General features: G+C 70.3%; 21 protein-coding genes and 2 riboswitches. Of the genes, 6 read left to right on the top strand and 15 right to left on the bottom strand.

Translation table 11 applies throughout. The annotated features are described in order from the left end of the window. The first annotated feature begins 2 nt into the window (after window positions 1-2). Window positions 3-1,388: a hypothetical protein gene (locus tag EDF50_RS09325; protein WP_123519263.1), complete on the top strand. Its 1,386-nt coding sequence runs from the start codon at window positions 3-5 to the stop codon at window positions 1,386-1,388. 106 nt (window positions 1,389-1,494) lie between these two features. Here the strand turns inward: EDF50_RS09325 and EDF50_RS09320 are convergent, their stop codons facing one another. The 4 genes from EDF50_RS09320 to EDF50_RS09305 are packed head-to-tail and all read right to left on the bottom strand — an operon-like array spanning window position 1,495 to window position 5,587. Then, window positions 1,495-2,790 carry a citrate synthase gene (locus EDF50_RS09320; RefSeq protein WP_082060022.1) on the bottom strand — a complete coding sequence of 432 codons (1,296 nt, stop codon included), beginning with the start codon at window positions 2,788-2,790 and terminating at the stop codon, window positions 1,495-1,497. 16 nt (window positions 2,791-2,806) lie between these two features. Then, complete coding sequence (gene dapC, locus EDF50_RS09315; RefSeq protein ID WP_123519262.1) at window positions 2,807-3,907, bottom strand: succinyldiaminopimelate transaminase; 1,101 nt, start codon at window positions 3,905-3,907, stop codon at window positions 2,807-2,809. 10 nt (window positions 3,908-3,917) lie between these two features. Beyond that, window positions 3,918-4,244 (bottom strand): ferredoxin, encoded by a 327-nt coding sequence (gene fdxA, locus EDF50_RS09310; RefSeq protein WP_043595461.1) that lies wholly within the window; start codon window positions 4,242-4,244, stop codon window positions 3,918-3,920. After that, complete coding sequence (locus EDF50_RS09305; protein WP_123519261.1) at window positions 4,241-5,587, bottom strand: DUF6113 family protein; 1,347 nt, start codon at window positions 5,585-5,587, stop codon at window positions 4,241-4,243. The genes fdxA and EDF50_RS09305 overlap by 4 nt, the downstream gene beginning before the upstream one ends. Before the next feature lie 179 nt (window positions 5,588-5,766). Here EDF50_RS09305 and efeU point away from each other — a divergent pair, with 179 nt between their 5' ends. The 3 genes from efeU to efeB are packed head-to-tail and all read left to right on the top strand — an operon-like array spanning window position 5,767 to window position 9,145. Beyond that, the gene (gene efeU / locus EDF50_RS09300; RefSeq protein WP_123519260.1) at window positions 5,767-6,666 is read left to right on the top strand and encodes an iron uptake transporter permease EfeU; all 900 of its coding nucleotides are present in this window, start codon (window positions 5,767-5,769) and stop codon (window positions 6,664-6,666) included. After that, window positions 6,663-7,859 carry an iron uptake system protein EfeO gene (gene efeO, locus EDF50_RS09295; protein ID WP_123519259.1) on the top strand — a complete coding sequence of 399 codons (1,197 nt, stop codon included), beginning with the start codon at window positions 6,663-6,665 and terminating at the stop codon, window positions 7,857-7,859. Before efeU ends, efeO begins: the two co-directional genes overlap by 4 nt. After that, window positions 7,856-9,145, top strand: coding sequence for an iron uptake transporter deferrochelatase/peroxidase subunit (gene efeB / locus EDF50_RS09290; protein WP_123519391.1), 1,290 nt, complete (start codon window positions 7,856-7,858; stop codon window positions 9,143-9,145). The genes efeO and efeB overlap by 4 nt, the downstream gene beginning before the upstream one ends. Before the next feature lie 64 nt (window positions 9,146-9,209). On the opposite strand, the gene EDF50_RS09285 is transcribed toward efeB, so the two are convergent. From EDF50_RS09285 to EDF50_RS09260, 6 genes are all read right to left on the bottom strand, one after another. After that, complete coding sequence (locus EDF50_RS09285; RefSeq protein ID WP_123519258.1) at window positions 9,210-9,725, bottom strand: hypothetical protein; 516 nt, start codon at window positions 9,723-9,725, stop codon at window positions 9,210-9,212. Between the two features lie 121 nt (window positions 9,726-9,846). Then, complete coding sequence (gene typA, locus EDF50_RS09280) at window positions 9,847-11,757, bottom strand: translational GTPase TypA (RefSeq protein ID WP_123519257.1); 1,911 nt, start codon at window positions 11,755-11,757, stop codon at window positions 9,847-9,849. Between the two features lie 146 nt (window positions 11,758-11,903). Then, window positions 11,904-13,661, bottom strand: a complete 1,758-nt coding sequence (locus tag EDF50_RS09275) for an ABC transporter ATP-binding protein (protein WP_123519256.1) — start codon at window positions 13,659-13,661, stop codon at window positions 11,904-11,906. Then, window positions 13,658-14,611: an ABC transporter permease gene (locus tag EDF50_RS09270; RefSeq protein ID WP_123519255.1), complete on the bottom strand. Its 954-nt coding sequence runs from the start codon at window positions 14,609-14,611 to the stop codon at window positions 13,658-13,660. Before EDF50_RS09270 ends, EDF50_RS09275 begins: the two co-directional genes overlap by 4 nt. Beyond that, window positions 14,601-15,530, bottom strand: coding sequence for an ABC transporter permease (locus EDF50_RS09265; protein ID WP_123519254.1), 930 nt, complete (start codon window positions 15,528-15,530; stop codon window positions 14,601-14,603). The genes EDF50_RS09270 and EDF50_RS09265 overlap by 11 nt, the downstream gene beginning before the upstream one ends. Window positions 15,531-15,679: 149 nt before the next feature. Next, the gene (locus EDF50_RS09260) at window positions 15,680-17,302 is read right to left on the bottom strand and encodes an ABC transporter substrate-binding protein (protein WP_123519253.1); all 1,623 of its coding nucleotides are present in this window, start codon (window positions 17,300-17,302) and stop codon (window positions 15,680-15,682) included. A gap of 356 nt (window positions 17,303-17,658) precedes the next feature. Here EDF50_RS09260 and EDF50_RS09255 point away from each other — a divergent pair, with 356 nt between their 5' ends. Next, window positions 17,659-18,417 carry a CPBP family intramembrane glutamic endopeptidase gene (locus tag EDF50_RS09255; RefSeq protein WP_123519390.1) on the top strand — a complete coding sequence of 253 codons (759 nt, stop codon included), beginning with the start codon at window positions 17,659-17,661 and terminating at the stop codon, window positions 18,415-18,417. A 286-nt stretch (window positions 18,418-18,703) separates the two neighbouring features. Here EDF50_RS09255 and gcvP read toward each other — a convergent pair whose 3' ends face one another. The 4 genes from gcvP to EDF50_RS09235 all read right to left on the bottom strand — a co-directional run bounded on the left by gcvP (window position 18,704) and on the right by EDF50_RS09235 (window position 24,232). Next, a complete protein-coding gene (gcvP, locus tag EDF50_RS09250; RefSeq protein ID WP_233570524.1) occupies window positions 18,704-21,523 on the bottom strand; it encodes an aminomethyl-transferring glycine dehydrogenase in 2,820 nt (939 codons plus the stop codon). 104 nt (window positions 21,524-21,627) lie between these two features. Further along, window positions 21,628-22,005: a glycine cleavage system protein GcvH gene (gcvH, locus tag EDF50_RS09245; RefSeq protein ID WP_056048718.1), complete on the bottom strand. Its 378-nt coding sequence runs from the start codon at window positions 22,003-22,005 to the stop codon at window positions 21,628-21,630. A 27-nt stretch (window positions 22,006-22,032) separates the two neighbouring features. After that, window positions 22,033-23,154 (bottom strand): glycine cleavage system aminomethyltransferase GcvT, encoded by a 1,122-nt coding sequence (gene gcvT, locus EDF50_RS09240; protein ID WP_370453989.1) that lies wholly within the window; start codon window positions 23,152-23,154, stop codon window positions 22,033-22,035. Window positions 23,155-23,414: 260 nt separating this feature from the next. Then, window positions 23,415-23,526, bottom strand: a riboswitch (glycine riboswitch). 1 nt (window position 23,527) lies between these two features. Beyond that, window positions 23,528-23,631, bottom strand: a riboswitch (glycine riboswitch). Between the two features lie 148 nt (window positions 23,632-23,779). Next, the gene (locus tag EDF50_RS09235; RefSeq protein ID WP_123519250.1) at window positions 23,780-24,232 is read right to left on the bottom strand and encodes an SseB family protein; all 453 of its coding nucleotides are present in this window, start codon (window positions 24,230-24,232) and stop codon (window positions 23,780-23,782) included. A gap of 116 nt (window positions 24,233-24,348) precedes the next feature. On the opposite strand from EDF50_RS09235, the gene EDF50_RS09230 reads away from it, so the two are divergent. After that, window positions 24,349-24,828 (top strand): hypothetical protein, encoded by a 480-nt coding sequence (locus EDF50_RS09230; protein WP_148076802.1) that lies wholly within the window; start codon window positions 24,349-24,351, stop codon window positions 24,826-24,828. Between the two features lie 34 nt (window positions 24,829-24,862). Here the strand turns inward: EDF50_RS09230 and EDF50_RS09225 are convergent, their stop codons facing one another. After that, window positions 24,863-25,687, bottom strand: a complete 825-nt coding sequence (locus EDF50_RS09225) for a putative protein N(5)-glutamine methyltransferase (protein ID WP_233570477.1) — start codon at window positions 25,685-25,687, stop codon at window positions 24,863-24,865. Between the last annotated feature and the right edge of the window lie 25 nt (window positions 25,688-25,712).

Genomic DNA, 25,712 nt, shown 5'->3' with positions numbered 1-25,712 from the left:
CCATGTCGGCCGAAGTGGACCTGGCCGCCTTGCTGGCGGCGTCCGAAGCGAACGACCCGTTTCGCGACGATGGTGTCGTCGCCCGCGACGTCATCCGCTTGGAACAGCGTATCCGTCGTCGATTCGTGCGTGTCGCCGCGGGAGCAGTGGTTCTGTCTCTCCTGTCCATCGCCGGCTTGTGGTACGCGGGACTCATCAGTCGCATCAGCCCCGATCCGACCACGCCGCCGTCGATGCAGCCACCGGACTACTGGGACGTCGACCTGTCGCTCTCGTCGACGACCTGCTTGTCAACGCTGGCCGTCCTCGCGACCGTGATCGTGGCCCTGCAGGTGGCAGTCCGTCCGGGCACGTCGTTCGTGGACGGCATCCTCGCAGAGCAAGTCGCTCGCATTCGTGCTCTCGAGAGTCTCGCGCTCCTGGCCGGCCTCGCGGCAGTCGCGACCGGAGTGTTCGGGGCACTGCGTGTGGGGCTCGACTCAGCGTGGACGCACCCCCTGCATCTCTTCGGGCCCGTCGCCGTGGGGTCACTCCTTTGCGCCGTGGCGACCGACGCGTCCACGGCCAGCCAGAGCAGATACGGCCCGGTCGTGTCAGCGGAGTACTCGCGACAGACGTACGCACGGTACGAGACCGCCCGCGCCGAGCTGTCCCACCGCACGACCATCGCCACGCGTCCCGTATTCGGAGAGCTGGGCCAGGGGGTGGTCATCGCCGTCTGTGTCGCCGCGCTCAGCGTCACTCCCGCCCTCGCGTTCGACGACGGCAGGCCCTGGTGGCGCCTTGCGCTCGGAACGTTCTTGACGTTGGGGTTCGGGGTGGTGTCGACGGCTGCTGCGGCAGGTCTCGCCGGACATCACGCGAGGCTGCGTGAGCGATGGGCGACGGCCTTCTACCTCTTGGTCGGTCTGGTCTTCGGCATCGTGACCATCCTCGTGACGGGGCAGATCGCTCTGAACCACGTCCGGACCAACGCGGGAGCCGTCCAGGTCCTCGTCCTGCTCCTGCTCGATTGTCTGTTGCTGACCCTCGGCGCGGCCTTGACGAGCGGCCCACCACCCCCGTGGTCAGCTCCCGGGGTCTGCCGGCGCCTGAGCGAGAAGGCATACCTCAGAAAACTCGAATCCAGGATGACGTCGACGCCCCGCGACCCGAGCCGTGCCCGCTCTCCGCTCCTGACATCGATCGTTTCGGGGATCGGCGTGATTCTCAGCGCACTGGTCCCACCTCTGGGCCTGATCGTGGCAGGCCGGGTGATCGCCTCCGAGCCAAGGAGCGCCAAGCGGACCTGCGCCGTCGTGGCTGTCGTCCTCTCGCTGGCCATCACGATCGCCGCTGTCATCGTCGGCATGAGAGCCGAGGCGCTCTTTCCCACGCCCGCCGGCTGAACACCGAGAGACTCGTCGAGTCATCACAACAGAAGATGGGCACGACGCCAGGTCTACATCTGGCGTCGTGCCCATCTTCTGGCGTTCTGGCCGCCGTGCCGGCGGTCTAGCGCTGCGGCCAGTCGCGTTCGGTCGCGCCCAGGTACAACTGCTGTGGGCGGCCGATCTTGGTGGTCGGGTCGGTGTTCATCTCTCGCCAGTGGGCGATCCAGCCGGGCAGGCGCCCGATCGCGAAGAGCACGGTGAACATGCGGGGCGGGAACCCCATCGCCTTGTAGATGACGCCGGTGTAGAAGTCGACGTTCGGGTAGAGCTTGCGCTCGACGAAGTAGTCGTCGGCGAGGGCGATGCCCTCGAGTTCCATCGCGATGTCGAGGAGGTCGTCCTTCACGCCGAGGGACTCGAGCACCTCGGTGGCGCTCTCTTTGACCAGCTTGGCCCGCGGGTCGTAGTTCTTGTAGACGCGGTGGCCGAAGCCCATCAGCTTGACGCCGGCCTCTTTGTTCTTGACGCGCTCGACGAAACGCTCGACCCCCTGGCCGCTGTCGCGGATCTCGGCGAGCATCTTCAGCACGGCCTCGTTGGCACCGCCGTGCAGCGGCCCGTAGAGCGCGCTGATGCCGGCCGAGATCGACGAGAACATGTTCGCCTGGGTCGAACCGACGAGGCGGACGGTCGACGTCGACGCGTTCTGCTCGTGGTCCTCGTGGAGGATGAGCAGACGCTCGAGGGCCTTCGAGAGGACGGGGTTGACCTCGTACGGCTCGGCCATCGTGCCGAAGTTCAGCTTGAGGAAGTTGTCGACGAAGCTGAGCGAGTTGTCGGGGTAGAGGAACGCCTGGCCCAGGCTCTTCTTGTGAGCGTAGGCCGCGATGACGGGCAGCTTGGCCAGCAGTCGTACGGTCTGCAGCTCGACCTGCTCGGGGTCGTGCACGCTCATGCTGTCTTCGTAGAACGTCGACAGGGCTCCGACCGCGCTCGACAGCACCGACATCGGGTGCGCGTTGTGCGGCAGGGCGTCGAAGAAGCGGCGCAGGTCTTCGTGCAGCAGCGTGTGCCGCCGGATGCGCGCGTCGAAGTCGGCGAGCTGGTCGGGTGTGGGCAGTTCGCCGTAGATCAACAGCCAGGCCGTCTCGAGGTAGGTCGAGTTCTCGGCGACTTGTTCGATCGGGTAGCCCCGGTAGCGCAGGATGCCCTGATCACCGTCGATGTAGGTGATCGTGCTTCGGGCGTTGGAGGTGTTCACGAAACCCGTGTCGAGTGTCGTGTAACCGGTCTGCTTGGTGAACGTCGAGATGTCGATCGACGAGGCACCCTCGGTGCTCGCGACGATCGGGAACTCGGCTGTTCCCCCCGGGAACTGCAGCGTGGCCTTCTGGGCGTCGTTGGCAGTGTCAGTCACCCGGTCAGCCTAGCGGTCAGCCGCCGAGTCGCTCCACGGCGGCCTCGATGCGCTCGTCGGTCGTCGTGAGCGCGACGCGCACGTGGCGGCCACCCGACGGGCCGTAGAACGACCCCGGGGCGACCAGCACGCCGCGCTCGGCGAGCCAGCCCACGGTGGCCCAGGAGTCCTCGTCGCGCGTGGCCCAGAGGTAGAGCCCGGCCTCGCTGCGGTCGATGCGGAAGCCGGCCGCCTCGAGGGCGGGCAGGAGGCGCGCCCGGCGAGCCGCGTAGCGCGCCTTCTGCTCGACCACGTGCGCCTCGTCGGCCAACGCGACCACCATGGCCTGCTGCACCGGGGCCGGCGGCATGAGACCCGCGTGCTTGCGGACGGCGAGCAGCTGCCCGAGGACGTGGTCGCAGCCCGCCACGAAGCCCGCCCGGTAACCGGCGAGGTTCGACTGCTTGCTGAGGGAGTAGACCGAGACGACGCCGCGGAGGTCGTCACCGACGACGCGAGGGTCGAGGATGCACGGCGTGGGGCGGTCGGCCCACTCGCCCGTCCACCCGAGTTCGGCGTAGCACTCGTCGCCCGCGATCACGGCGCCGAGGTCGCGCGCGCGGGCGACGGCGACCCGGAGGGCCTCGATGTCGAGCACGGCGCCGTCGGGGTTGCCCGGGCTGTTCAGCCAGACGAGCTTCGTCGAGTCGGGCCATTCGGCGGGGTCGTCGGAGGCGAGTGCCGTGGCACCGACGAGGGCGGCACCGAGCGCGTAGGTCGGGTAGGCGTTCGTGGGGTACACCACGGTGTCGCCCGGGCCGATGCCGAGCCAGAGCGCCATGCCGGCGATGAGCTCTTTCGAGCCGATCGTCGGCAGCACGTTCTCGTCGCCGAGCCCGGACACACCGCGCCGCCGCTCGTACCATTCGCCGATCGCCGACCGCAGGGCCGGTGTGCCGGCCACCTGCGGGTACGAGTGCGCGTCGGTCGCGACGGCCAGTGCCTCGCGGACGACGTCGGGCGTCGGGTCGACGGGCGAGCCGACGCTGAGGTCGACGATGCCACCCGGGTGTCGCCGTGCGGTCGCCGCGTACGGCACGAGCGCGTCCCAGGGGAACTCGGGCAGGTCGAGCGCCACGGAGGCCGACCTACGCGCCGGCGCCCTGAGGGGGCAGCGCCGAGATCACGGGATGGTCCTTGGCGATGACGCCGACCTTCGCCGCGCCGCCGGGCGAGCCGATCTCGTCGAAGAACTCGACGTTGGCCTTGTAGTACTCGGCCCACTTGTCGGGCAGGTCGTCTTCGTAGTAGATGGCCTCGACCGGGCAGACGGGCTCGCACGCACCGCAGTCGACGCATTCGTCGGGGTGGATGTAGAGCGAGCGTTCGCCCTCGTAGATGCAGTCGACGGGGCACTCGTCGATGCAGGCACGGTCTTTGACATCGACACAGGGAAGTGCGATCACGTACGTCACGTCTGGGGGGTTCCCTTCGCGTCGGGCAGGGCGTCCAGCTTATCGCCTGCCGGCTGCGCCCCGACCGAGGAGGCACGGGTCGCGTCGCCGGGCGGCGTCGCGCCCCTGCCCGGAAGGCCCCGCAGCCGCGGCCACCCGAGCACCAGGGTGACGACCACGACCACCCCGACGAGCCAGACGTAGGCGGGCGTGTTGGCGGGCAGCAGCACGGACCCCCCGGGGCTCGCCTGCCACAGGACGACGAGCGCCCCGACCAGTCCGAGGGCGGCGGCGCCGGCCATGGCGCGCGAGCCGAAGACCGAACGCAGGCCCGCCAGGAGTGTCAGGCTCATCAGCAGCGCGAGCACGAGCCCCGACCAGACCGGCGAACCGGCGACGGTGATCGTCGACTGGTGCATCACGGTGCCGATGGTGCCGAAGACGGCCCCGGCCGCGAGCGCCAGCACGAGCGCGGCGACGCGGCCGCCCCTGGTCATCTGCGCCATCTCGGAGGCGCCCTCGGCCGCCGTCGGCTCGGGCACGAAGCGGAACGACTCGCGGACCGTCACGGGTTCGACGACCCCGTGGGGGAAGCGGATGCCGGCCCGGCCGCCCGGGAGGTCGACGACCTCGACCTGGCTGCGGTGGTCGCGGAGCGCGGCGAGCTTGCGGGGCGCGACGTGTCGGGTGTCCATCGTGAGCACGGTGTCGTCGGCCGCGAGGGCCTCGGCCTCGGGACCCTCGGCCGACTCGGCGTCGGCCACGATCGCGAAGAACGGCACGCCGACCAGCCGCGCGGCGCGCACGGCGACCCGGTTGGCCCGGACGTGGTCGGGGTGGTGGTAGCCACCGTCCTCGTCGTAACTGACGATCGCGGTGGGCCGCACGGACTGGACGACGGCCGACAGGTCGCTGACGACCTCACCGAACTCGGCGGCGCAGAACGCCGCGGGGTGCAGGTCGGGCGTCGGCCCGGCGACGCCGTCGGACCGCCACACCATGCCGCTGTCGCGGTAGGCCCGCTCGGCGAGGCCCGGGGTGCGGGCGCCGGGCGAGCCGAGGAACCGGTGGTCACCGACGCCGAGGTCGTGCATGGCCGAGGCGATCTCGCCCTCGCGGTGCACGGCCAAGGCGGCCTGGTCGTCTCGGAGGGACGAGAGGTCGTCGGGGATCACCTCGCCCAGTTCCCCTCGGGTGCACGTCACGACGGTGACGGCGGCGCCGGCCTCGACCAGCGCGGCGATCGTGCCGCCCGTGGTGATGGTCTCGTCGTCGGGGTGGGCGTGGACGAAGAGCACGCGCTCGAGCCGCGGGTCGCCGGCGGTCGAGGGCGACGCGGGCGTCGGCGAGGCGGAGGAGTTCATCACTGGACAGGATATGCCGCGCCGCACTACTGTCGGTCTGGCTCAGGGTGCCCTTAGTGAGGTTAGCCTAACCATACCGGCCCGTTCGGTCCCGTTCCGACGTTGTGTGCGCTCCGCCACCCGGATGCCGCTCCTGCTCGACGACGAGCTCCGCTCCCCCTCCCGAGAAAGCCGTACCCGTGCTCGCGAACTACCTCATCGGACTCCGAGAGGGCCTCGAGGCCGCTCTCGTGGTCGGCATCCTCGTCGCCTACGTCGTCAAGGTCGGACGCCGCGACGTCCTCCCCCGCCTCTGGCTGGGCGTGGGCGTGGCCGTCGCGCTCTCCCTCGGCATCGGCGCCGTCCTGACCTTCGGCACCTACGGCCTGACCTTCCAGGCACAGGAGATCATCGGCGGCGGGCTCTCGATCGTGGCGGTCGGGTTCGTCACGTGGATGGTCTTCTGGATGGCCCGCACCGCCCGGGGGCTCCGCGGCGAGCTCGAGTCGGGCCTCGAGCGCGCCCTCGCCGGCGGGGCCTGGGCGGTCGTCGCCCTGGCCTTCCTCTCGGTCGGACGGGAGGGCATCGAGACCGCCCTCTTCGTCTGGGCCACCGTGCAGTCCACCGGCGGCGGGACGACGCCCCTGATCGGCGCCGTGCTCGGCATCCTCACGGCGGTCGCGATCCAGCTCGCGATCTACCGGGGCGTGGTGCGCCTCGACGTCGCCCGGTTCTTCCGGGTGACCGGGTACTTCCTCGTCGTCGTCGCGGCGGGCGTCCTCGCCTACGGGGTGGGTGACCTGCAGGAGGCGTCCGTGCTCCCGGGCCGCGCCTCCCTGGCCTTCGACGTGAGCGCGGCCGTGCCGCCGACCAGCTGGTACGGCACCCTGCTCCAGGGACTCGTCAACTTCACGCCGACGCCGAGCTGGCTGCAGGTCGTCGTCTGGGTCGCATACCTCGCCGTCGTGGTCCCGCTCTTCGTGCGCGCGACCCGCCGCCGTCGCCCCGGCATCACGGACGGGACCGACGCGTCGGTGCCCCGTGGCGCGTCCGTCCCCTCGACCACCCCATCCCCCCGCACCGCAGGAGCATCCCGATGATCGCCAGCCCCCTCCGCCCCCTCGCCGTCGCCTCGGGCGTCGCCGTCCTCGCCCTGGCCCTGACCGGGTGCGTCGCGAACGCCCCCGCCGGCTCGTCCGCGGCCACCGCGGTGACCGTGGACGGCTCGGACGACTCGTGCTCGCTGTCGACGACCTCGGTGCCGAGCGGCCCGGTCACGTTCACGATGACGAACACCGGCAGCGACAACAGCGAGTTCGAACTGCTGGCCGAGGACGGCCTGCGCATCATCAGCGAGAAGGAGAACATCGGCCCGGGCACGTCCGGCTCGATGACCGTCTCGGTGCCGGCCGGCGAGTACTACACCGCCTGCGTCCCGGGGCTCGTCGGAGAAGGTGTGCGCGCCTCCTTCACGGTGACCGACTCGGGCACGGCCGTCGAGGCCACGGGCAGCGAGAAGCAGCAGATCGACGCCGCGGCGGCGGCCTACGTCGGCTACGTGAAGGACCAGACCGGGCAGCTCGTCACCGCCACCGACGAGTTCCTCACCGCGTACACGGCCGGCGACGACGAGAAGGCGCGATCCCTCTACCCGGCGGCCCGGGCGCACTACGAGCGCATCGAGCCGGTGGCCGAGTCGTTCGGCGACCTCGACCCGAAGATCGACTTCCGTGAGGCCGACGTCGAACCCGGCACCGACTGGACGGGCTGGCACCGCATCGAGAAGGACCTGTGGCAGCCGGCGGCCGCCGAGAACGGAGGCGCGGCGTACATCCCCCTGACGTCCGACCAGCGTGCGCACTACGCCGACCTGCTGACGAGCGACACGACGGACCTCTACGACGAGGTCACGGCGACCGACTTCACCGTGGGCATCGACACGATCGCCAACGGCGCGGTCGGCCTGATGGACGAGGTCGCCACCGGCAAGATCACCGGCGAGGAGGAGATCTGGTCGCACACGGACCTGTACGACTTCCAGGGCAACCTCGAGGGTGCGCGCGTCGCCTTCGACGGCGTGCGCGACGTCGTCGACCAGAAGGACCCCGAGCTGGCGACCTCGATCGACGCGCAGCTGACGAAGGTCGAGACGCTCCTCGCCGGCTACGGCAGCCTCGACGCGGGCTACCCCTCGTACACCGACCTGACCGACGCCGACAAGAAGAAGCTGTCGGACGCCGTCAACGCCCTCAGCGAGCCGCTCAGCATGCTGACCTCGGCGCTGGTCGCCTGACGGTGGCCGACGGAGGCGGCCTCTCGCGCCGCGGCCTGCTGGGCCTGGTCGGCACGGGCGTCGGCGCGGGGGTGCTGGGGGTCGGCGTCGGGATCGGCACCGACCGCGCGGTGCAGGCACACGCCACCGGGTCGTCCGGGGCGGCGGCGGCCTACCCGTTCTTCGGTCGCCACCAGTCGGGCATCGTCACCGCCGCGCAGGACCGCCTGCACTTCGCCTCGTTCGACGTCGCGGACGGGGTCTCCCGCGCCGAACTCGTCGAGCTGCTGAAGGACTGGAGCCACGCGGCCTCGAGGCTCACGGCCGGCCTCGACGTCAGCCCGACGGGTGCCACGGGCGGCAGCCTCCTCGCACCGCCGGACGACACCGGCGAGGCCACGGGCCTTGCCGCCGCCGGGTTGACCGTCACCATCGGCTTCGGTCCGACCCTGTTCACCGCGGTCGACGGGACGGATCGCTTCGGGCTCGCCTCGAAGCGACCTCCGGCCCTCGTCGACCTGCCGCACTTCTCGGGCGACCAGCTCGTGGCGGCCGCGAGCGGCGGCGACCTCTGCGTGCAGGCCTGCAGCGACGACCCGCAGGTCGCGGTGCACGCGATCCGCAACCTCTCGCGGATCGCCTTCGGCCGCGCCTCCTTGCGCTGGTCCCAGCTGGGCTTCGGTCGCACCTCGTCGACGACCCGGGGACAGACGACACCCCGCAACCTGTTCGGGTTCAAGGACGGGACGGCCAACGTCAGGGCCGAGGACGTCGATGCGGTCGCCGAGGGCGTCTGGGCGGCCGCCTCCGACGGCGCGGGGTGGATGGGCGGCGGGTCGTACCTCGTCGCCCGCAAGATCCGCATGACGATCGAGACCTGGGACCACGCCTCGCTCGGGGAGCAGCAGACGGTCGTGGGGCGGGACAAGGGCGAGGGCGCCCCGCTCTCGGGCGGGACCGAGTTCACGGCACCCGACTTCGCCGCCGCGGCCTCGACCGGTGGGGGGCCGGCCATCGCGCCCGACTCGCACGTCGCGCTCGCGCACCCCCAGAACAACGACGGGGCCACACTGCTGCGCCGCGGGTACAACTTCGTCGACGGCAACGACGACCTCGGGCGCCTGGACGCCGGACTGTTCTTCATCGCCTTCAACCGCGACCCACGCAGGCAGTACGTGCCGATCCAGCAGGCGCTCTCGCGGAACGACCGGATGAACGAGTACGTCAAGCACGTCGGATCGGCGATCTTCGCCGTGCCTCCCGGGGCCTCACCGGGCGGCTGGGTCGGCGAGACGCTCTTCGGCTGACCGGACGTCCGGCGGAGGAAGGCACGGACGCCCGTCTGAGCACGGCAGGCCCGCCGTGGCCGGATCAGACGGGCGTGACGACGTACGTGGCGATGGTCTGGCCGTCGCCGTCGGCGGAGACCGTGAGCACGACGCGGTGCGTGGCCCCGGTGAAGGTGCCGAATCCGCTGTCGGCATCGGTGTCGACCCCCGACGCCGTGAAGCCGGCGGTCTCGAGCTGCTGCTGAGCGACGGCGAACTGGTCGGCGCCCGAGACGGTGATCTGGGCGACCCAACCGGTGCCGTCGGGGCCGGCTCCCCCACCACGGGTCGTCCCGGCGACGAGCGGGACGTCGGCCGGGAAACTCGCCGGCAACGTGCCGTCGGTCGTGATGCCGGCCCCGTTCAGGGCCTCGCCGGCCGCATCCTCGATCGCCTTCTGGGCCGTGCCCTTGAGGCTCTCGATGCCGCTGTCGACCGCACCACCGACGATGTTGTCGACGGGCGAGCCCTCGCCGCAGGCGGTGAGACCGGTCACGAGGCCGAGGGCCAGCACGAGCGCGGCCGCGGAGCGGGTGAGGGTCTTCTTCTCGTTCAGCACCCCGCGAGGTTAACCGCCATCGCTGGGGGCGGGCGCAGAACGTGCCCACGATGCACGAAGGAGGCGGCCCGCGGTGGTGCGGACCGCCTCCTCGGCGGGTGGTGCGGTGCTGCGGTGCTGCCTACGCGTTCTGCTTCTTGAGGCGGGCGGTGCTGCGCTGGCGGGCCGACGCGTCGAGCTCGACCTTGCGGATGCGGATGGCGTCGGGGGTGACCTCGACGCACTCGTCGTCGCCCGCGAACTCGAGTGCCTCCTCGAGCGAGAGCACCTTCGAGGGCGTCATCGACTCGAAGTTGTCGGCCGTCGACTGACGCATGTTGGTCAGCTTCTTCTCTTTGGTGATGTTGACGTCCATGTCGTCGGCGCGCGAGTTCTCGCCCACGACCATGCCCTCGTAGACCTCTTCGGTCGGCTGCACGAAGAACGACATGCGCTCTTGCAGGTTGATGATCGCGAAGGGGGTGACGACGCCCGAGCGGTCGGCGATGATCGAGCCGTTGGTGCGGGTCGAGATCTCGCCGGCCCAGGGACCGTAGCCGTGGCTGATGCCGTTGGCGATGCCGGTGCCGCGCGTGTCGGTGAGGAACTGCGTGCGGAAGCCGATCAGGCCGCGCGAGGGGACGATGAACTCCATGCGCACCCAGCCCGAGCCGTGGTTCGCCATGTTCTCCATGCGGCCCTTGCGGGCGGCCATCAACTGCGTCACGGCGCCGAGGTACTCGTCGGGCACGTCGATGGTCATGTGCTCGAACGGCTCTTGCAGCTTGCCGTTCTCGTCACGACGGGTGACGACCTGGGGCTTGCCGACGGTGAGCTCGAAGCCCTCGCGGCGCATCTGCTCGACCAGGATGGCCAGCGCGAGCTCGCCGCGGCCCTGGACCTCCCACGCGTCGGGGCGTCCGATGTCGAGGACCTTGAGCGAGACGTTGCCGACCAGTTCGCGGTCGAGGCGGTCCTTCACCATGCGGGCGGTCAGCTTGTGGCCCTTGACCTTGCCGATGATCGGCGAGGTGTTCGTGCCGATGGTCATCGAGATGGCCGGGTCGTCGACCGTGATGGTCGGCAGCGGGCGCACGTCTTCGGGGTCGGACAGCGTCTCGCCGATGGTGATGCTGTCGAAGCCGGCGACGGCGACGATGTCACCGGGGCCCGCGCTCTCGGCCGGGTAGCGGCTCAGGGCCTTCGTGATCAGCAGCTCGGTGATGCGCGCGTTCTGAACCGTGCCGTCGGACTTGACCCAGGCGACCGTCTGGCCCTTCTGCAGGGTGCCGTGGAAGACACGGAGGAGCGCGAGACGACCCAGGAACGGCGAGGCGTCGAGGTTCGTGACGTGCGCCTGCAGCGGGTGCTCGTCGTCGTAACGCGGCGCGGGGACGTGAGTGAGGATCGCTTCGAAGAGCGGCTCGAGGTCGGGGTTGTCGGGCAGCGAGCCGTCGGCGGGCTTGTTCGTCGACGCGGCGCCGTTGCGGCCCGAGGCGTAGACGACGGGCACGTTGAGGATCGCGTCGAGGTCGAGGTCGTCGACCTCTTCGCTCAGGTCGCTGGCGAGGCCGAGGAGGAGGTCTTGGCTCTCGGCGACGACCTCGTCGATGCGCGCGTCGGGGCGGTCGGTCTTGTTGACCAGCAGGATGACGGGCAGCTTGGCCGCGAGGGCTTTGCGCAGAACGAAGCGCGTCTGGGGCAGCGGGCCCTCGGACGCGTCGACGAGCAGCACGACGCCGTCGACCATGGACAGGCCGCGCTCGACCTCGCCACCGAAGTCGGCGTGGCCGGGGGTGTCGATCACGTTGATGGTGATCGGGCCGTCGGTCGCGTGGACACCGTTGTAGAGCACCGAGGTGTTCTTCGCGAGGATCGTGATGCCCTTCTCGCGCTCGAGCTCGTTGCCGTCCATCATGCGGTCTTCGGTGTCGAAGTGCGCGTCGAACGAGTTGGTCTGCTTGAGCATGGCGTCGACGAGGGTCGTCTTGCCGTGGTCGACGTGGGCCACGATCGCCACGTTGCGCAGGTCGCTGCGGATGGCAGTCGCCATGGATGTATTCCTTACGAGAAGAGAGAGGGGGAAGTGGTCGGGTCAGAGCCCGGCGTACATAGTCTACGGCACGTGGTAAAGGGGCCCCTCCGCCGTGCTCTCGGCACGGCGCAGAGGCCCCCTCGACACCAGGAGGCGCGGGTCGGCTACCGGCCGAACTCGAAGTTCGCGCCGGGGATCGCCTCGAGCAACTCGCGTGTGTACTGCTGGGCCGGGTTGGCGAAGATGTCGTCGGTGGTGCCCGCCTCGACGACGCGTCCCTTCTGCATGACGCTGACGTTGTCCGCGATGAGGCGGACGACCGCGAGATCGTGCGTGATGAAGAGGTAGGTCAGGCCGAGCTCGGTCTGCAGATCGGTGAGCAGGTCGAGGATCTGCCCCTGGACGAGCACGTCCAAGGCCGAGACCGCTTCGTCGAGGACGATCACGTCGGGCTTGAGCGCCAACGCACGGGCCACGGCGATGCGCTGTCGCTGACCACCGGAGAGCTCGTTCGGGTACCGGTTGACCGTCGAGGCGGGCAACGACACCTGGTCGAGCAGCTCACGCACGCGGGCCTGACGACTGGACCGGTCGCCGATGCCGTGCGTGACGAGCGGCTCGGCGATCGTGTTGCCCACGCTGTACATCGGGTCGAGCGAGCCGTAGGGGTCTTGGAAGACCGGCTGCACACGACGACGGAAGTCGAAGAGCTCACGGCCCTTCAGCGCCCCGACGCTCTGACCGCCGACCGCGACGGTACCCGACGTGATCGACTCGAGTTGGAGCACGAGCTTGGCCACGGTCGACTTGCCCGAACCGGACTCGCCCACGAGCGCCATCGTCGTTCCGCGCGGGATCGAGAACGACACGTCGTCGACTGCCCGCAGGTCGGTGGTCTTGAACCCGCCCTGACGGATCTTGTAGACCTTGGACAGGTTCGTCACCGAGATGTACTCGGCGTCCTTCTTGCCGGCCTCTTCCCGCTGACGGGCGCGGGCGATGAGCTCGGCGTCGTCGGCCCCCTCGTCGGAGATCTCGAGCCCGTGGGAGTGCGTGGGCGCGATGCTCGACTGGATGCGCTGGCTCGCGAGGCTGGGCGCCGCGGCCACCAGACGCTGCGTGTACGGGTGCTGCGGGTTGGCCAGGATCTCTTTCGAGGGGCCCGACTCGACGACGCGACCCTTGTACATGACCACGAGCTTCTCGGCCCGCTCAGCGGCGAGGCCGAGGTCGTGCGTGATGAAGAGCACCGAGGTGCCGTAGTCGCGGGTCAGCGTCTCGAGGTGGTCGAGGATGCGCCGCTGCACGGTCACGTCGAGGGCCGAGGTCGGCTCGTCGGCGATCAGCAGCTTGGGCCGCGACGACAGACCGATGCCGATGAGGACCCGCTGGCGCATGCCGCCCGAGAACTGGTGCGGGAACTGCTTGAGACGGTCACCCGCGTCGTTCAGCCCGGCTTCTTTGAGGACGTCGACGGCACGCTGACGGATCGCGTTCTTGCCGGTCGCGACACCGTTGGCACGGATCGCCTCCTCGACCTGGAAGCCGATGCTCCAGACGGGGTTGAGGTTCGACATGGGGTCTTGAGGGACGTAACCGATGTCTCGACCCCGGATGGCCTGCATCTCGGAGGCGCTGACCTTCGTCAGGTCTTTTCCCTCGAAGAGGATCTGTCCACCGGTCACCTCACCGGTGCCGGGCAGCAGGTCGATGATCGAGGTGGCGGTCGTCGACTTGCCCGAACCGGACTCGCCCACGATCGCCAGGCTCTCGCCCTGACGGATCGTCAGGTCGACCCCGCGCACGGCGTCGACGTAGCCCGCCTGCGTCTTGAAGCCGATCTTCAGGCCCTTGATCTCGAGCAAGGGCGTCGACGACGACGCGGTGCCGGCCGTCTCGGGTCGGGTGGAGGTGTCGGTCATCGACGTGCCCTCGCCTTCGGGTCGAGGGCGTCGCGCACGACGTCGCCCATGAGGAGGAACGACAGCACCGTCACGGACAGCGCCGCGGCGGGCCAGAAGAGGGGCATCGGGGCGACACGCAGCGAGTTGCGTGCGGCGTTGATGTCGTTGCCCCAGGACATGGTGCTCGGCGGCAGCCCGATGCCGAGGAACGACAGGGTCGCCTCGGCGACGATGAACGTGCCCAACGAGACGGTCGCCACGACGATGACCGGGGTGATGGCGTTCGGGACGACGTGTCGGACCAGGATGCGGAAGCGGGACACGCCGAGCGCCGCGGAGGCCGTGACGTAGTCGGCGGCGCGGGCGCTGAGGACCGAACCGCGCATGACGCGCGCGATCTGGGGCCAGGCGAAGACCGACAGGACCAGGGCCACCGTGAGCGGCGTCCGCGTCGGCAGGATCGACATCAGGACGATGGCACCGAGGACGGTGGGGATCGCGAAGAAGATGTCGCCGAGACGGGAGACGATCGCGTCGAGCCAGCCGCCGTAGAACCCGGCCAGCGAGCCGATGACGATGCCGACCACCGTGACGATGATGGTCGCCAGCAGACCGACGGTCAGCGAGGCACGGGTGCCCCAGACGATGCGGGCGAACACGTCGGTGCCCTGGAACGTGAAGCCGAGCAGGTGCCCGGCCGACGGCCCCTCGTTGCTGCGGGGCAGGTCGGCGGCCGTCGGCGAGACGCTCGTGAACAGCCCGGGGAAGAGCGCCACCACGATGACGACGACGATGAGGAACGCCGCGATCCAGAACGTCGGGCGACGCTTCATGGCGTCCCAGGCGTCGTTCCAGCTGCTGCGGGGCTTCTCGGACTCGTCGATCGCGTCGACGGCCTTGACGGGCGTCTCGTCGAGATCGGCGACGAAGTGGTCGGCGGACAACGCCGACGAGTCGTTACTTGGCATAGCGGATCCTCGGGTCGAGAAGGGCGTACAGCAGGTCGACGAGGAGGTTGGCGATCATGAAGATGATCACCATCACCGCGACGAACGAGACGACGGTGGGGCCCTCGCCGAGCGTGATGGCCCGGTAGACGGTGCCGCCGACGCCCTGGATGTTGAAGATTCCCTCGGTCACGATGGCACCGACCATCAGCGAACCGATGTCGACGCCGAGGTAGGTGACCACGGGCACGAGCGAGTTGCGCAGGATGTGCACCGTGACGACGCGGCCGCGGGTGAGGCCCTTGGCCGACGCGGTGCGCACGAAGTCCGCGCTCGAGTTCTCGGACACGGAGGCGCGGGTCAGCCTGACGATGTAGGCGAACGACACCGAGGCGAGGACGATGGCCGGCAGCACCAGCTCGTCCCACGGTGCCTGCGAGCTGACCGTCGTGCGGAACAGGCCCAGCTGGATGCCGAAGACGTACTGCAGCAGGAAGCCGATGACGAAGGTCGGCACCGAGATGAGCAGCAGGCTGACGACGAGGGCGCTCGTGTCGAAGAGCTTGCCCTTGCGGAGACCGGCGATCAGGCCGACCACGATGCCGGCGACGGCCTCGAAGAGCAGGGCGAGCATCGCCAGTCGGAACGTGATGGGGAACGCCCGGACCAGCTCGTCGACCACGGGTCGACCGGAGAAGGTCGTACCGAGATCGCCGGTGAACAGGCCGCCGATGTACAGCAGGTACTGCACGATGAACGGCTGGTCGAGGTTGTACTCGGCGCGGATCGCCTCGATGACGGCGGGCGACGGGGTCTTGTCGCCGAACAGCGCCGCCACGGGGTCACCGGGCAGCGCGAAGACCATGAAGTAGATGAGGAACGTCGCCCCGAAGAAGACGGGGATCAGTTGGAGGAGCCGGCGTCCGGTGTACCAGAGCATCAGGCTTCCTCGGACGTCTGCGCGTGCATCGTTATCGCAATCGTGTGGAGGGGGAGGTGGGTGGGCCCGCCGAAGGGGCCCGGACAGTGTGAACACTGCCCGGACCCCGTCGAGCGTCGGTCGAGCGCGTGAGCGACGACCTTACTTGGTTACTTGGTGATGTTCTCGTAGATCGGCACGGAGTCCCACCCGTACTCGACGTTGCTCACCGTGTCGGCCCAGACGCCGTTCACGTTCGCGTACCAGAGCGGGATGATCGGCAGGTCCTTGAGCAGGACCTCCTGGGCCTTCTGGTACGAGGCGTTCGCGTCGTCGACGTCGCTCGCGGCGCTGCCCTCGGCGAGCAGGTCGTCGAACTCGGGGTTCGAGTACTTGCCGTCGTTCGAGCTGCCGTTGGTGGCCATCGTCGGGTACAGGAAGTTGTACAGCGAGGGGTAGTCGGCCTGCCAGCCCGAACGGAAGGCGCCGGTCATGGCACCACCCGAGGCGTCGGTGCGGAACTCGGCGAAGGTCGGGTAGGGCTTGCCCTCGGCCTTGATGCCCAGCGTCTTCGAGATGTTCGCGGTGACCGCGTCCACCCACTCCTGGTGTCCGCCGTCGGAGTTGTAGCCGATGGTGAACGTGGTGTCGCCGTAGGGCGAGATCGCGTCGGCCTGGTCCCAGAGGTCCTTGGCCTCGTCGGCGTCGAACGACAGGACGCTCTCACCCTCGAGCTTGTCGGTGTAGCCGGGGATGACGGGCGAGGTGAAGTCCTTGGCCGGCGTGCGCGTGCCCTGGAAGATGACCTTGGTCACGTCGTCGCGGTTGATCGACATCGAGATCGCCTGACGACGCAGCTGGCCCTCTTCGTCGTCACCGAAGTGCGCGAGGTACTGCGGGATCGTCATGCCCTGGAAGACCGCGGCGGGCTGGTTGACGTTCGTGTCGGGGAAGTCGCTCTGGTAGGTCTGGAACGCCGCCGGGCCGATCTGGTCGAGCACGTCGAGGTTGCCACCCTGCACGTCGGCGTAGGCCGAGTCGAGCGAGGTGTAGAAGTTGATGTCGAGCCCGCCGTTCTTCGGCTTGCGGTTGCCGTCGTAGTCGGGGTTCGTCTTGAGCTTGATGCCCTGGTTGTGCGTCCAGGCGCCTTCACCGTCGAGCATGTACGGGCCGTTGCCGACCGGGTTCTCGCCGAACGCGGCGGGGTCGGCGTAGAACGACTCGGGCAGCGGCGAGTAGGCCGAGTAGCCGAGGCGCAGGGGGAAGTCGGCCTCGGGCGTGTTGAGCGTGACCGTGAACTCGGTCGGGCTCTCGACGGTCAGGTCGAGGTCGCTCTGCTCGGTGTCGCTGTAGCCCTTGAAGTTCTCGAAGAACGAGCTGCCGGACGAGTTCGCGACGTTGTCGAAGCTGGCCGCCCAGTTCCAGGCCTTGGTGAACGACTCGCTCGTGACGTCGGTGCCGTCGGTGAACTTCCAGCCGTCCTTGAGCGTGACGGTCCACACGGTCGCGTCGTCGCTCTCGATGCTGTCGGCGACCTCGTTCTTGGTGGTGCCGTCGGCGTTGTAGCTGACCAGACCGGCGAAGATCGAGGTGACGATGCGGCCACCACCGGTCTCGGTCGTGTTCGACGGGACGAGCGGGTTCTCGGGCTCGGTTCCGTTCGTCTTGATGATCGCGGAAGCGTCACCGGACGACGAGTCGTCGTCCCCGCTGCCGCTGGCGCAACCGGTGAGGACGAGTGCTGCCGTCCCCACGACGGCGACGGCCGACAGGCCCATGCGCGTCTTCTTCAATGTTCCTCCTGATGCGGGAAAGGACGCAGCACTGTGCCCAGGGGCCGTGCCGCGTTGGATGAAGTCACCCTAGGCAACGGGTTCGGGCATCACCAAACCCCCACGGCAACGGTTACACGACGGAAACCAACTCGCCGGATCATTGCGTCGGCATGCGGTTCGTTGCGCGGAGTGCCTGAAGTTCGCATGAATCGGCTGCGAGAAATCCGCCACCTGGCAGGTATTGTTCGCCGTCGGCTTGGGAGGCGCGGGTCATCCCCCTCACGTCGGTCCCGTACCATCACCCCGTGAGCCGCCACCACGACCCCGCCCCCGATGCGACACCACCCGTGGCCCTCGCACCGCACCCGGCCCCGATGACCCGGGCGCGCCTCCGGGTCGAGATCGTGATCGTCCTGGGTCTCTCCCTGGGCGCGTCGGCCGTGTACTCGGTGCTGTCGATCGTCAACCGGCTCACGCAGCAGACCGCGCTCTCGCAGCAGACGGCCACGCTCAACTCGCCGCTGAGCAGTCGTGAGTTCTTCGACCTCGCGTACCAGGTGCTCGGCGTCGCGGTCGACCTCGTGCCGGTGCTGCTCGTGGCCTTCTTGCTCTGGCGCGAGGAGCGACCGCACCTGGGCCGCCTCGGCGTCGACTTCTCCCGCGCCGGGCGCGACACCCTGGGCGGCATCGGCCTCGCTCTGGCCATCGGCATCCCGGGCGTCGGCCTCTACCTGGCCGGAAAGGCCCTCGACCTCACCGTCACGGTGGTCCCGACGAACCTCGGCGAGCACTGGTGGACCGTCCCCGTGCTGCTGCTCTCGGCCCTGCGGGCCGGGGTGACCGAGGAGGTGATCGTCGTCGCCTACCTCTTCGCGCGCCTCCGCGACCTCGGCTGGCGGACCTGGTCGATCATCGTCACCGCGGCCCTCTTGCGGGGCAGCTACCACCTCTACCAGGGGTTCGGCGCGTTCGTCGGAAACGTCGTCATGGGCATCGCGTTCGGTTGGCTCTACCAGCGCTTCGGCCGGGTACTGCCCCTCGTCGCCGCCCACTTCTTGATGGACGCGGCCGTGTTCGTGGGTTACCCGTGGGCGGCCACGGCCTTCCCGGGCCTCTTCGGTCTGCCGTCCTGACGCCCCTCGGGCGGTCGAACCGGCGTGGCGAGCGCCTCACCTGGGCCACAGGCCTTGACACCCGTTCGGGGGGCGAGTCAGATGTACCCACGGGTCGTGACGATCCGGGCAAGCCGAACAGCGTGAGCTGTCCCCCGGGCGTCGATCGGGACGGTCGCCGCTACGTGAACGCCTTCCGCGACACTCGGCGGCCGACGTCCGGGGGGCCCAGAGGGAACCGCCAGCACTCGACGGGATCGGGTGCTGGCGGTTTCCCGTCTCGAGGACGGGCCGCTCGGGGCCGGTGTCAGGCGAAGGCCTCCGCCGGCGGGCAGTTGCAGAACAGGTTGCGGTCGCCGTAGGCCTGGTCGATGCGGCGCACCGGCGGCCAGTACTTGCCCCGGACGAGTGAGCGCACCGGGTACACGGCCTCCTCGCGGCCGTACTCGGCGGTCCACTCGCCGACGACGACCGACTCGGCCGTGTGCGGCGCACCGCGCAACGGGCTCGACTCGGCGGTGTACCGACCCGCGGCGACCTGGTCGGCCTCGCCCTTGATCGCGATCATCGCGTCGACGAAGCGGTCGATCTCGGCGAGGTCCTCGCTCTCGGTCGGCTCGACCATGAGCGTGCCCGCGACGGGGAACGACATCGTCGGGGCGTGGAATCCGTAGTCGATGAGGCGCTTGGCCACGTCGTCGACGGTGACCCCGGTCGCGTCGCGCAGGGGACGCAGGTCGAGGATGCACTCGTGCGCCACGAGACCGTCCTCACCCGCGTAGAGCACGGGGAAGTGGTCGCGCAGGCGGGCGGCGACGTAGTTGGCCGCGAGGACCGCCGCTCCGGTCGCACGGGTGAGACCCTCGGTGCCCATCATGCGCACGTAGGCCCAGCTGATGGGCAGGATGCTCGGCGACCCGTACGGCGCGCTCGACACCGGCACTCCGGCGTGCGCCAGACGGTCGCCGTCGACCGCGGGGGCGGCACCGGTGCGACGATCGGCCTGCTGCGCCATCGGGTGGCCGGGCAGGAAGGGCGCGAGGTGCGCCTTGGCCGCGACCGGACCGACACCAGGGCCGCCGCCGCCGTGCGGGATGCAGAAGGTCTTGTGCAGGTTGAGGTGCGAGACGTCGCCGCCGAAGTCGCCGAAGCGTGCGACACCGAGCAGGGCGTTGAGGTTGGCCCCGTCGACGTAGACCTGGCCACCGGCCGCGTGCACCGCGTCGGTGATGGCGACGATGTCGTGCTCGTAGACGCCGTGCGTCGACGGGTAGGTGATCATGAGCGCCGCGAGCTGGGCCGCGTGCTGCTCGACCTTGGCCCGCAGGTCGTCGAGGTCGACGTTGCCGCCCTCGTCGCAGGCGACCACGACGACGCGCATGCCCGCGAGCACCGCGCTGGCCGCGTTGGTGCCGTGCGCGCTCTGCGGGATCAAGCAGACCGTGCGCTCGGTGTCGCCCTTCGACAGGTGGTAGCCGCGGATCGCGAGCAGGCCGGCCAACTCGCCCTGGCTGCCGGCGTTGGGCTGCAACGAGACGGTGTCGTAGCCCGTCACCTCGGCCAGCCAGCCCTCGAGTTGGCCGATCAGTTCGAGGTACCCCGCCACGTCGTCGGCGGGTGCGAACGGGTGCACGCCGGCGAACTCGGGCCAGGTGACGGCGGCCATCTCGGTCGCCGCGTTGAGCTTCATCGTGCAGCTGCCGAGCGGGATCATGCCGCGGTCGAGCGCGTAGTCCTTGTCGGCCAGGTGCTTGAGGTAGCGCATCATGCTGGTCTCGCTGCGGTGGGTGCGGAAGACCGGGTGCGTGAGGTAGTCGCTCGTGCGGAGCAGCGCCTCCTGGAAGCCCGAGGGGGCGGCTGCGTCGAGCAGCTCGACGCCGAGCACCTCGGCGACGACACGGACGTCGTCACCCGTGGTGGTCTCGTCGAACGAGAGGCGGACGCAGTCGCCGTCGACGGCGTGCAGCAGGTAACCCCGGGCGTGTGCCGCGGTGACGATCTCAGCGGCCCGACCGGGCACGAACACCTGCAGCGTGTCGAAGAACGAGTCGTTCTCGAGCTCGAGCTCGCTCTCGGCGATCGCGGCCGCCAGGTCGGACGCATGGCCGTGCACGCGAGTCGCGATGTGCCGCAGCCCCCAGGGCCCGTGGTAGACGGCGTACATCGAGGCCATGACGGCCAGCAGCACCTGGGCGGTGCAGATGTTCGACGTGGCCTTCTCGCGGCGGATGTGCTGCTCGCGGGTCTGCAGGCTGAGCCGGTAGGCGGGCTGGCCGACGGCGTCTTGCGAGACACCGACCAGGCGGCCGGGCAGCTGACGCTCCAGGCCCGTGCGCACGGCCATGTAGCCCGCGTGCGGCCCGCCGAAGCCCATCGGCACGCCGAAACGCTGGCTGGTGCCGACGGCGACGTCGGCCCCGAACTCGCCGGGCGCCTCGATCAGCGTCAGCGCCAGCAGGTCGGCGGCGACGACGGCCAGGCCACCGTGGGCGTGGGCCGCCTCGACGACGGCACGGGGGCTCCAGACGGAGCCCGAGGCCGAGGGGTACTGCACGAAGACGCCGAACGACACGGGCAGCTCGGCGGGGTCGAGCACCGACAGGTCGAGTTCGACGAGTTCGATGCCGACGGCCTCGGCACGGCCGGCGAGCAGGGCCTTGGTCTGCGGGAAGGTGTCGCTGTCGACGACGAAGACGTCGGTCTTCGCCTTCGACGCGCGGCGGGCGAGCAGCATGCCCTCGACGACGGCCGTGCCCTCGTCGAGCATCGACGCGTTGGCGGTCGTGAGCCCGGTCAGCTCGGCCACCATCGTCTGGAAGTTGATCAGCGCCTCGAGTCGGCCCTGCGAGATCTCGGGCTGGTACGGCGTGTACGCGGTGTACCAGCTGGGGTTCTCGAGCACGTTGCGCTGGATGACGGCCGGCGTGACGGTGTCGTAGTATCCGAGGCCCAGGAGGCTGCGCGAGACGCGGTTGCGCCCCGCGAGGGCCCGCAGCTCGGCGAGCGCCTCTTCTTCGCCGATCGGGTCGGGCAGCACGCTGCCCTCGACGGCCGCGGCGTGGATCGCGTCCGGCACCGCGGCCGCGACGAGCGACTCGACGGTGTCGTGGCCCACGGCGGCGAGCATGGTCGCCTGGTCACCGGGGGTCGTGCCGACGTGGCGGTCGACGAAGCCCGTGGCGACCTGGTCGGACCAGCCGCCGAAGACGGAGCCGCCCGCCTGCTCCAGGCTCATTCGGCGGTCAGCGCGACGTACTCGTCACGCGAGAGCAGGCCCTGGCCGTCGGTCGACGACAGGGTGATCTTGATGAGCCAGCCGTCGCCGAACGGGTCGCTGTTGACCAGGTCGGGGCTGTCGACGACGGCCTGGTTGGCCTCGAGAACCGTGCCGAGCGCCGGGGCGAACAACTCGCCGACCGACTTGGTCGACTCGATCTCGCCGACGACCGTGCCGGTCTCGACCTCGGTCCCTTCGGCGGGCAGGTCGACGTAGACGACGTCGCCCAGCTTGTCGGCCGCGTAGTCGGTGATGCCCACGGTGGCGGTGTCGCCGTCGATCAGGAGCCACTCGTGCTCGGCGGTGTACTTCAGTGCGGTGAGATCGGTCATGGCCGGTCCTTTCGGGGGAGGGAGTGCCTAGGAGCGCTTGTAGAAGGGCAGCGGGACGACGGTCGCGGCGACGGCGGTGCCGCGGACGTCGACGACCAGCGCGGGGCCGCGGTCGACGACGTCGGGGTCGACGAAGGCCATGGCCACCGGGTGGCCGAGGGTCGGCGACAGCGCGCCGCTCGTGACCTCGCCGACCACGGTGCCGTCGTCCGTGACGACGGGGTAACCCGCTCGCGCGGCCCGCCGCCCGGTGAGCGTCAGCCCGACGAGGACGCGAGCGTCGGCGGCGGGCTCGACGCCCGAGCGCCCGACGAAGTCCTTCGAGGTGTCGACGACCCGGCCGAGCCCGGCCTGGTCGGGGCGCACGTCGAGGCCGAGCTCGTGCCCGTACAGCGGCATGCCGGCTTCGAGACGCAGGGTGTCGCGACTGGCCAGCCCCGCGGGGACGAGGCCTCGGGGCCCGCCGGCCTCGGCGATCGCGGCCCACACCGACGGTGCGGTCTCGGGGTCGACGTAGAGCTCGAAGCCGTCCTCGCCCGTGTAGCCGGTCCGCGCGATCAGCACGGGGGCGTCGTCGAAGGTGGCCTGCAGCACGCGGTAGTACCGCAGCGTCGACAGCGGGGCGTCGGGCTGGAGGCGATCGGCCGTGACGAGTTCGTCGAGCACGCCTTCGCTCTCGGGCCCCTGGACGGCGATCAGCGCGGTGTCGTCGCTCTCGTCGTCGACGGTGACGTCGAACCCGGAGGCGCGGGTCGCCAGGGCCGCGAACGCCGCCTCGCGGTTTCCCGCGTTGGCCACGACCAGGAAGTCGTGCTCGTCGAGACGGTAGACGACCAGGTCGTCGACGATTCCGCCCTCGGCGGCGAGGAGGAGCGAGTACTTCGCCCGCCCGACGGCGATCGTCGAGAGGGTGCCGGCCAGGGCGTGGTCGAGGAAAGTCCCGGCGTCGGGACCCACGACGGCGATCTCGGCCATGTGCGAGAGGTCGAAGAGTCCGGCCGCCGTCCGGACGGCATGGTGCTCGGCGAGGTCGGAGTCGTAGCGGACCGGCATCTGCCACCCGGCGAAGTCGGTGAACACGGCGCCGGCGGCGACGTGCACCTCGTGCAGGGGGCTGAACCGCTCGTCGGGGTCGTCGGCGCCGACCAGATCGTCGCCCGTGCCCGGGCCGGTGGCGATGCCCTCGGTGCCGTCGGTGCCGATGACGAGGTCACCGCTCGGATCGTCGCCCGGGTCGACGAGGTCGAGGTCGTCGTCGTCGGGCCCGGGGGCGGCGGGAAGGTTCGAGGCTGCGTCGGACATCGTGACTCCTGGAGGGACGGACCGGCCGCCAGGTGTCTCGGCCGGGAACGGTGTCGTGCGGTGGTGCACGACGGGGCAGCCCCGCCGGGCGCTGCGCCGGTCGGGGCTCCCCCTCTGTCATGGGCCTGAGAGCTTCACCGGCCGGGGCCGGTTTTCACCGTGGGCGAGGACCGGCGAGGGGTCTGTCGACCGCCTCGCGCCTCCTGCTTTTCAGAGTGGCCAGTCCGTCGCGGTACGCGTACCTGAGAGATTGGCGGGGAGCTTGCTCCTTCGGTGCCCGGTCGGCGCAGTCTCTGCGCACCGGAGCTCTCCCGCGACGTGTTCGTGGCCCGATGTTCGGTTGTGGCGTCAGCCTAGCGCCGTCGTGTGACACGCAGGTTTCGGGATCGCGCGCGACTCCGGTGGCCCGGGCGACGACCGACGCCCCGACCGGCATGCGGTCGGGGCGTCGGGGGGTCGTGCCGAGGAGAGGTCAGACGACGCGGGCGGGCTGTCCGGGCTCGGGCGAACCCGCGGCCTCGTGGTCGGCGACGAGCTGGCGGACGTCGTTCGCCAGCTGGGCCACACCCTCGGGCAGCATCTCGAAGCCCTCACGGTTGCCCGGGTTGACGACGAGACCGGTCTCGGCCGGGATGGCCTGCACGAGTTCGGCCGCCGGGAGCGTCGCCGAGAACTGAGCGACACCCTTGACCTGCTCGCCGATCATGTCGACGTGGGTGAAGGCAGCGAGCATCGGAACGCCCTCACGGTCGAAGAGGACGGGCTGCAGGTCGTTCAACGACTCCTGCGCGTCGGTGGCCGTGGCGACGACGACCTGGGCGTTGACGAATTCGGCGAGCACGCTGTTCATGTCGCCCTCACCCGCCTGACCCTTGCTGATGGCCTGCTCGAGTGCGGTCTTTTCGCGGTTGTCCGTTTCGGTCATCAGACCAGCCTGCCGGGCGAACCTCCGTGTCGGCTCCGCGTCCTGCGTGGTGTGCGTCCCCGGCCCTCGCTACCCTGTGCAACACACCGTCGCGCTGCACCGTCCTGAGGAGCCCTGTGCCCCGCCCCCACCACCCGACCCGTCGCGTGATCGCGCCCTCGGCCCTGACCGTCGCCGGCCTCGCCGTCGCTCTGCTCGTCACGGGCTGCGCGGACGGTGGGCCGAGCACGAACCCGTCGGCCTCCGAGCGCGTCACGCCCTCCCCCACGGCCTCGGACGACGCGACGGCACTGCCCGACGCCACCGCACTGCCGACGACCGAGCCGCCCGCCCCCGCCACGGCCCAGGCCCAGGAGGCGCCCCCCGCGTGGCACGCGTGCGTCACGGCGATCGGCGAACAGCACCCCGACCTGCCCCACCTCGACGACGTCCGGGCCTACGAGACCGACGACGTCCGCGACAGCACGACCGGAGCCGTGGCCACCGTCACCATGGGCCACCTCGCCGACGGACGCCCTGCCACCGAGTGGACCTGCCAGATCTCGGGCACCCCCGAGTCCCCCGTCGTCGACTCGGTCTCACCGGCCGACCGCTGAGCCACCGCCCCCACCGGACGACGTCACCGACTCCTCACCGCGCGACGGCGACGACGACCGTGCCGTCGATCTCGTCGTCGCGGACGATGCGGGCCCGGTGGCCCGCGGCGACCAGCGCCTCCTGCGTCTCGGCCGCCTGACGCTCGCTCGTCTCGAGGACGAGGGTGCCGCCCGGCGCCAGCCAGTCGCCGACCTCCGCCGCGATCCGCCGGTGGAGGTCGAGTCCGTCGGCCCCGCCGTCGAGGGCGAGCGGCGACTCGTGGAGGCGCGCCTCGGGGGGCATGGACGCGATCGCGTCGGTCGGGACGTACGGCGCGTTCGCCGCGATCAGCCTCACCCGACCGCGGAGCGAGGCGGGCAGGCCGTCGAACAGGTCACCCCGGACGACCGTCCCTCGCTCACCCAGGTTGCTGCGGGCGCAGTGAACTGCCACCGGGTCGAGGTCGGTGGCCCAGAGGTCGAGCCCGGGGTGCTCGGCGGCGAGCGTCGTCGCGACGGCGGCGGCACCGCAACACAGTTCGAGCACGGCGAGGGGACGGGACGCGACGCCGCCGGGTACGCCGGCCGCCTCGTCCGTGGTCGAGAGCACCGCCGAGGCCTGCCGCAGGACGAGCTCGGTCCGCCGGCGGGGCACGAAGACGCCCGGTTCGACGACGATGCGTCGCCCGGCGAAGGCCGCCCAGCCGAGGACCTGCTCGAGGGGCCGTCCCGCCACGCGGTCGGCGACCATCGCCTCGAGTCCGGGGCCGTCGCCGGCCTCGGCGAGCAGCAACCGCGCCTCGTCCTCGGCGAAGACGCAGCCCGCGGCCCGCAGCCGACGGGTGACGGTCCGCTCGCGGTCGTCGTCGGGGGTCGTCACGCGTCCACGCTAGACCGGCGCGTAG

This window comes from Frigoribacterium sp. PhB24, assembly GCF_003755185.1.
Classification (GTDB): domain Bacteria; phylum Actinomycetota; class Actinomycetes; order Actinomycetales; family Microbacteriaceae; genus Frigoribacterium.
This window is presented reverse-complemented; position numbering and strand designations above follow the sequence as displayed.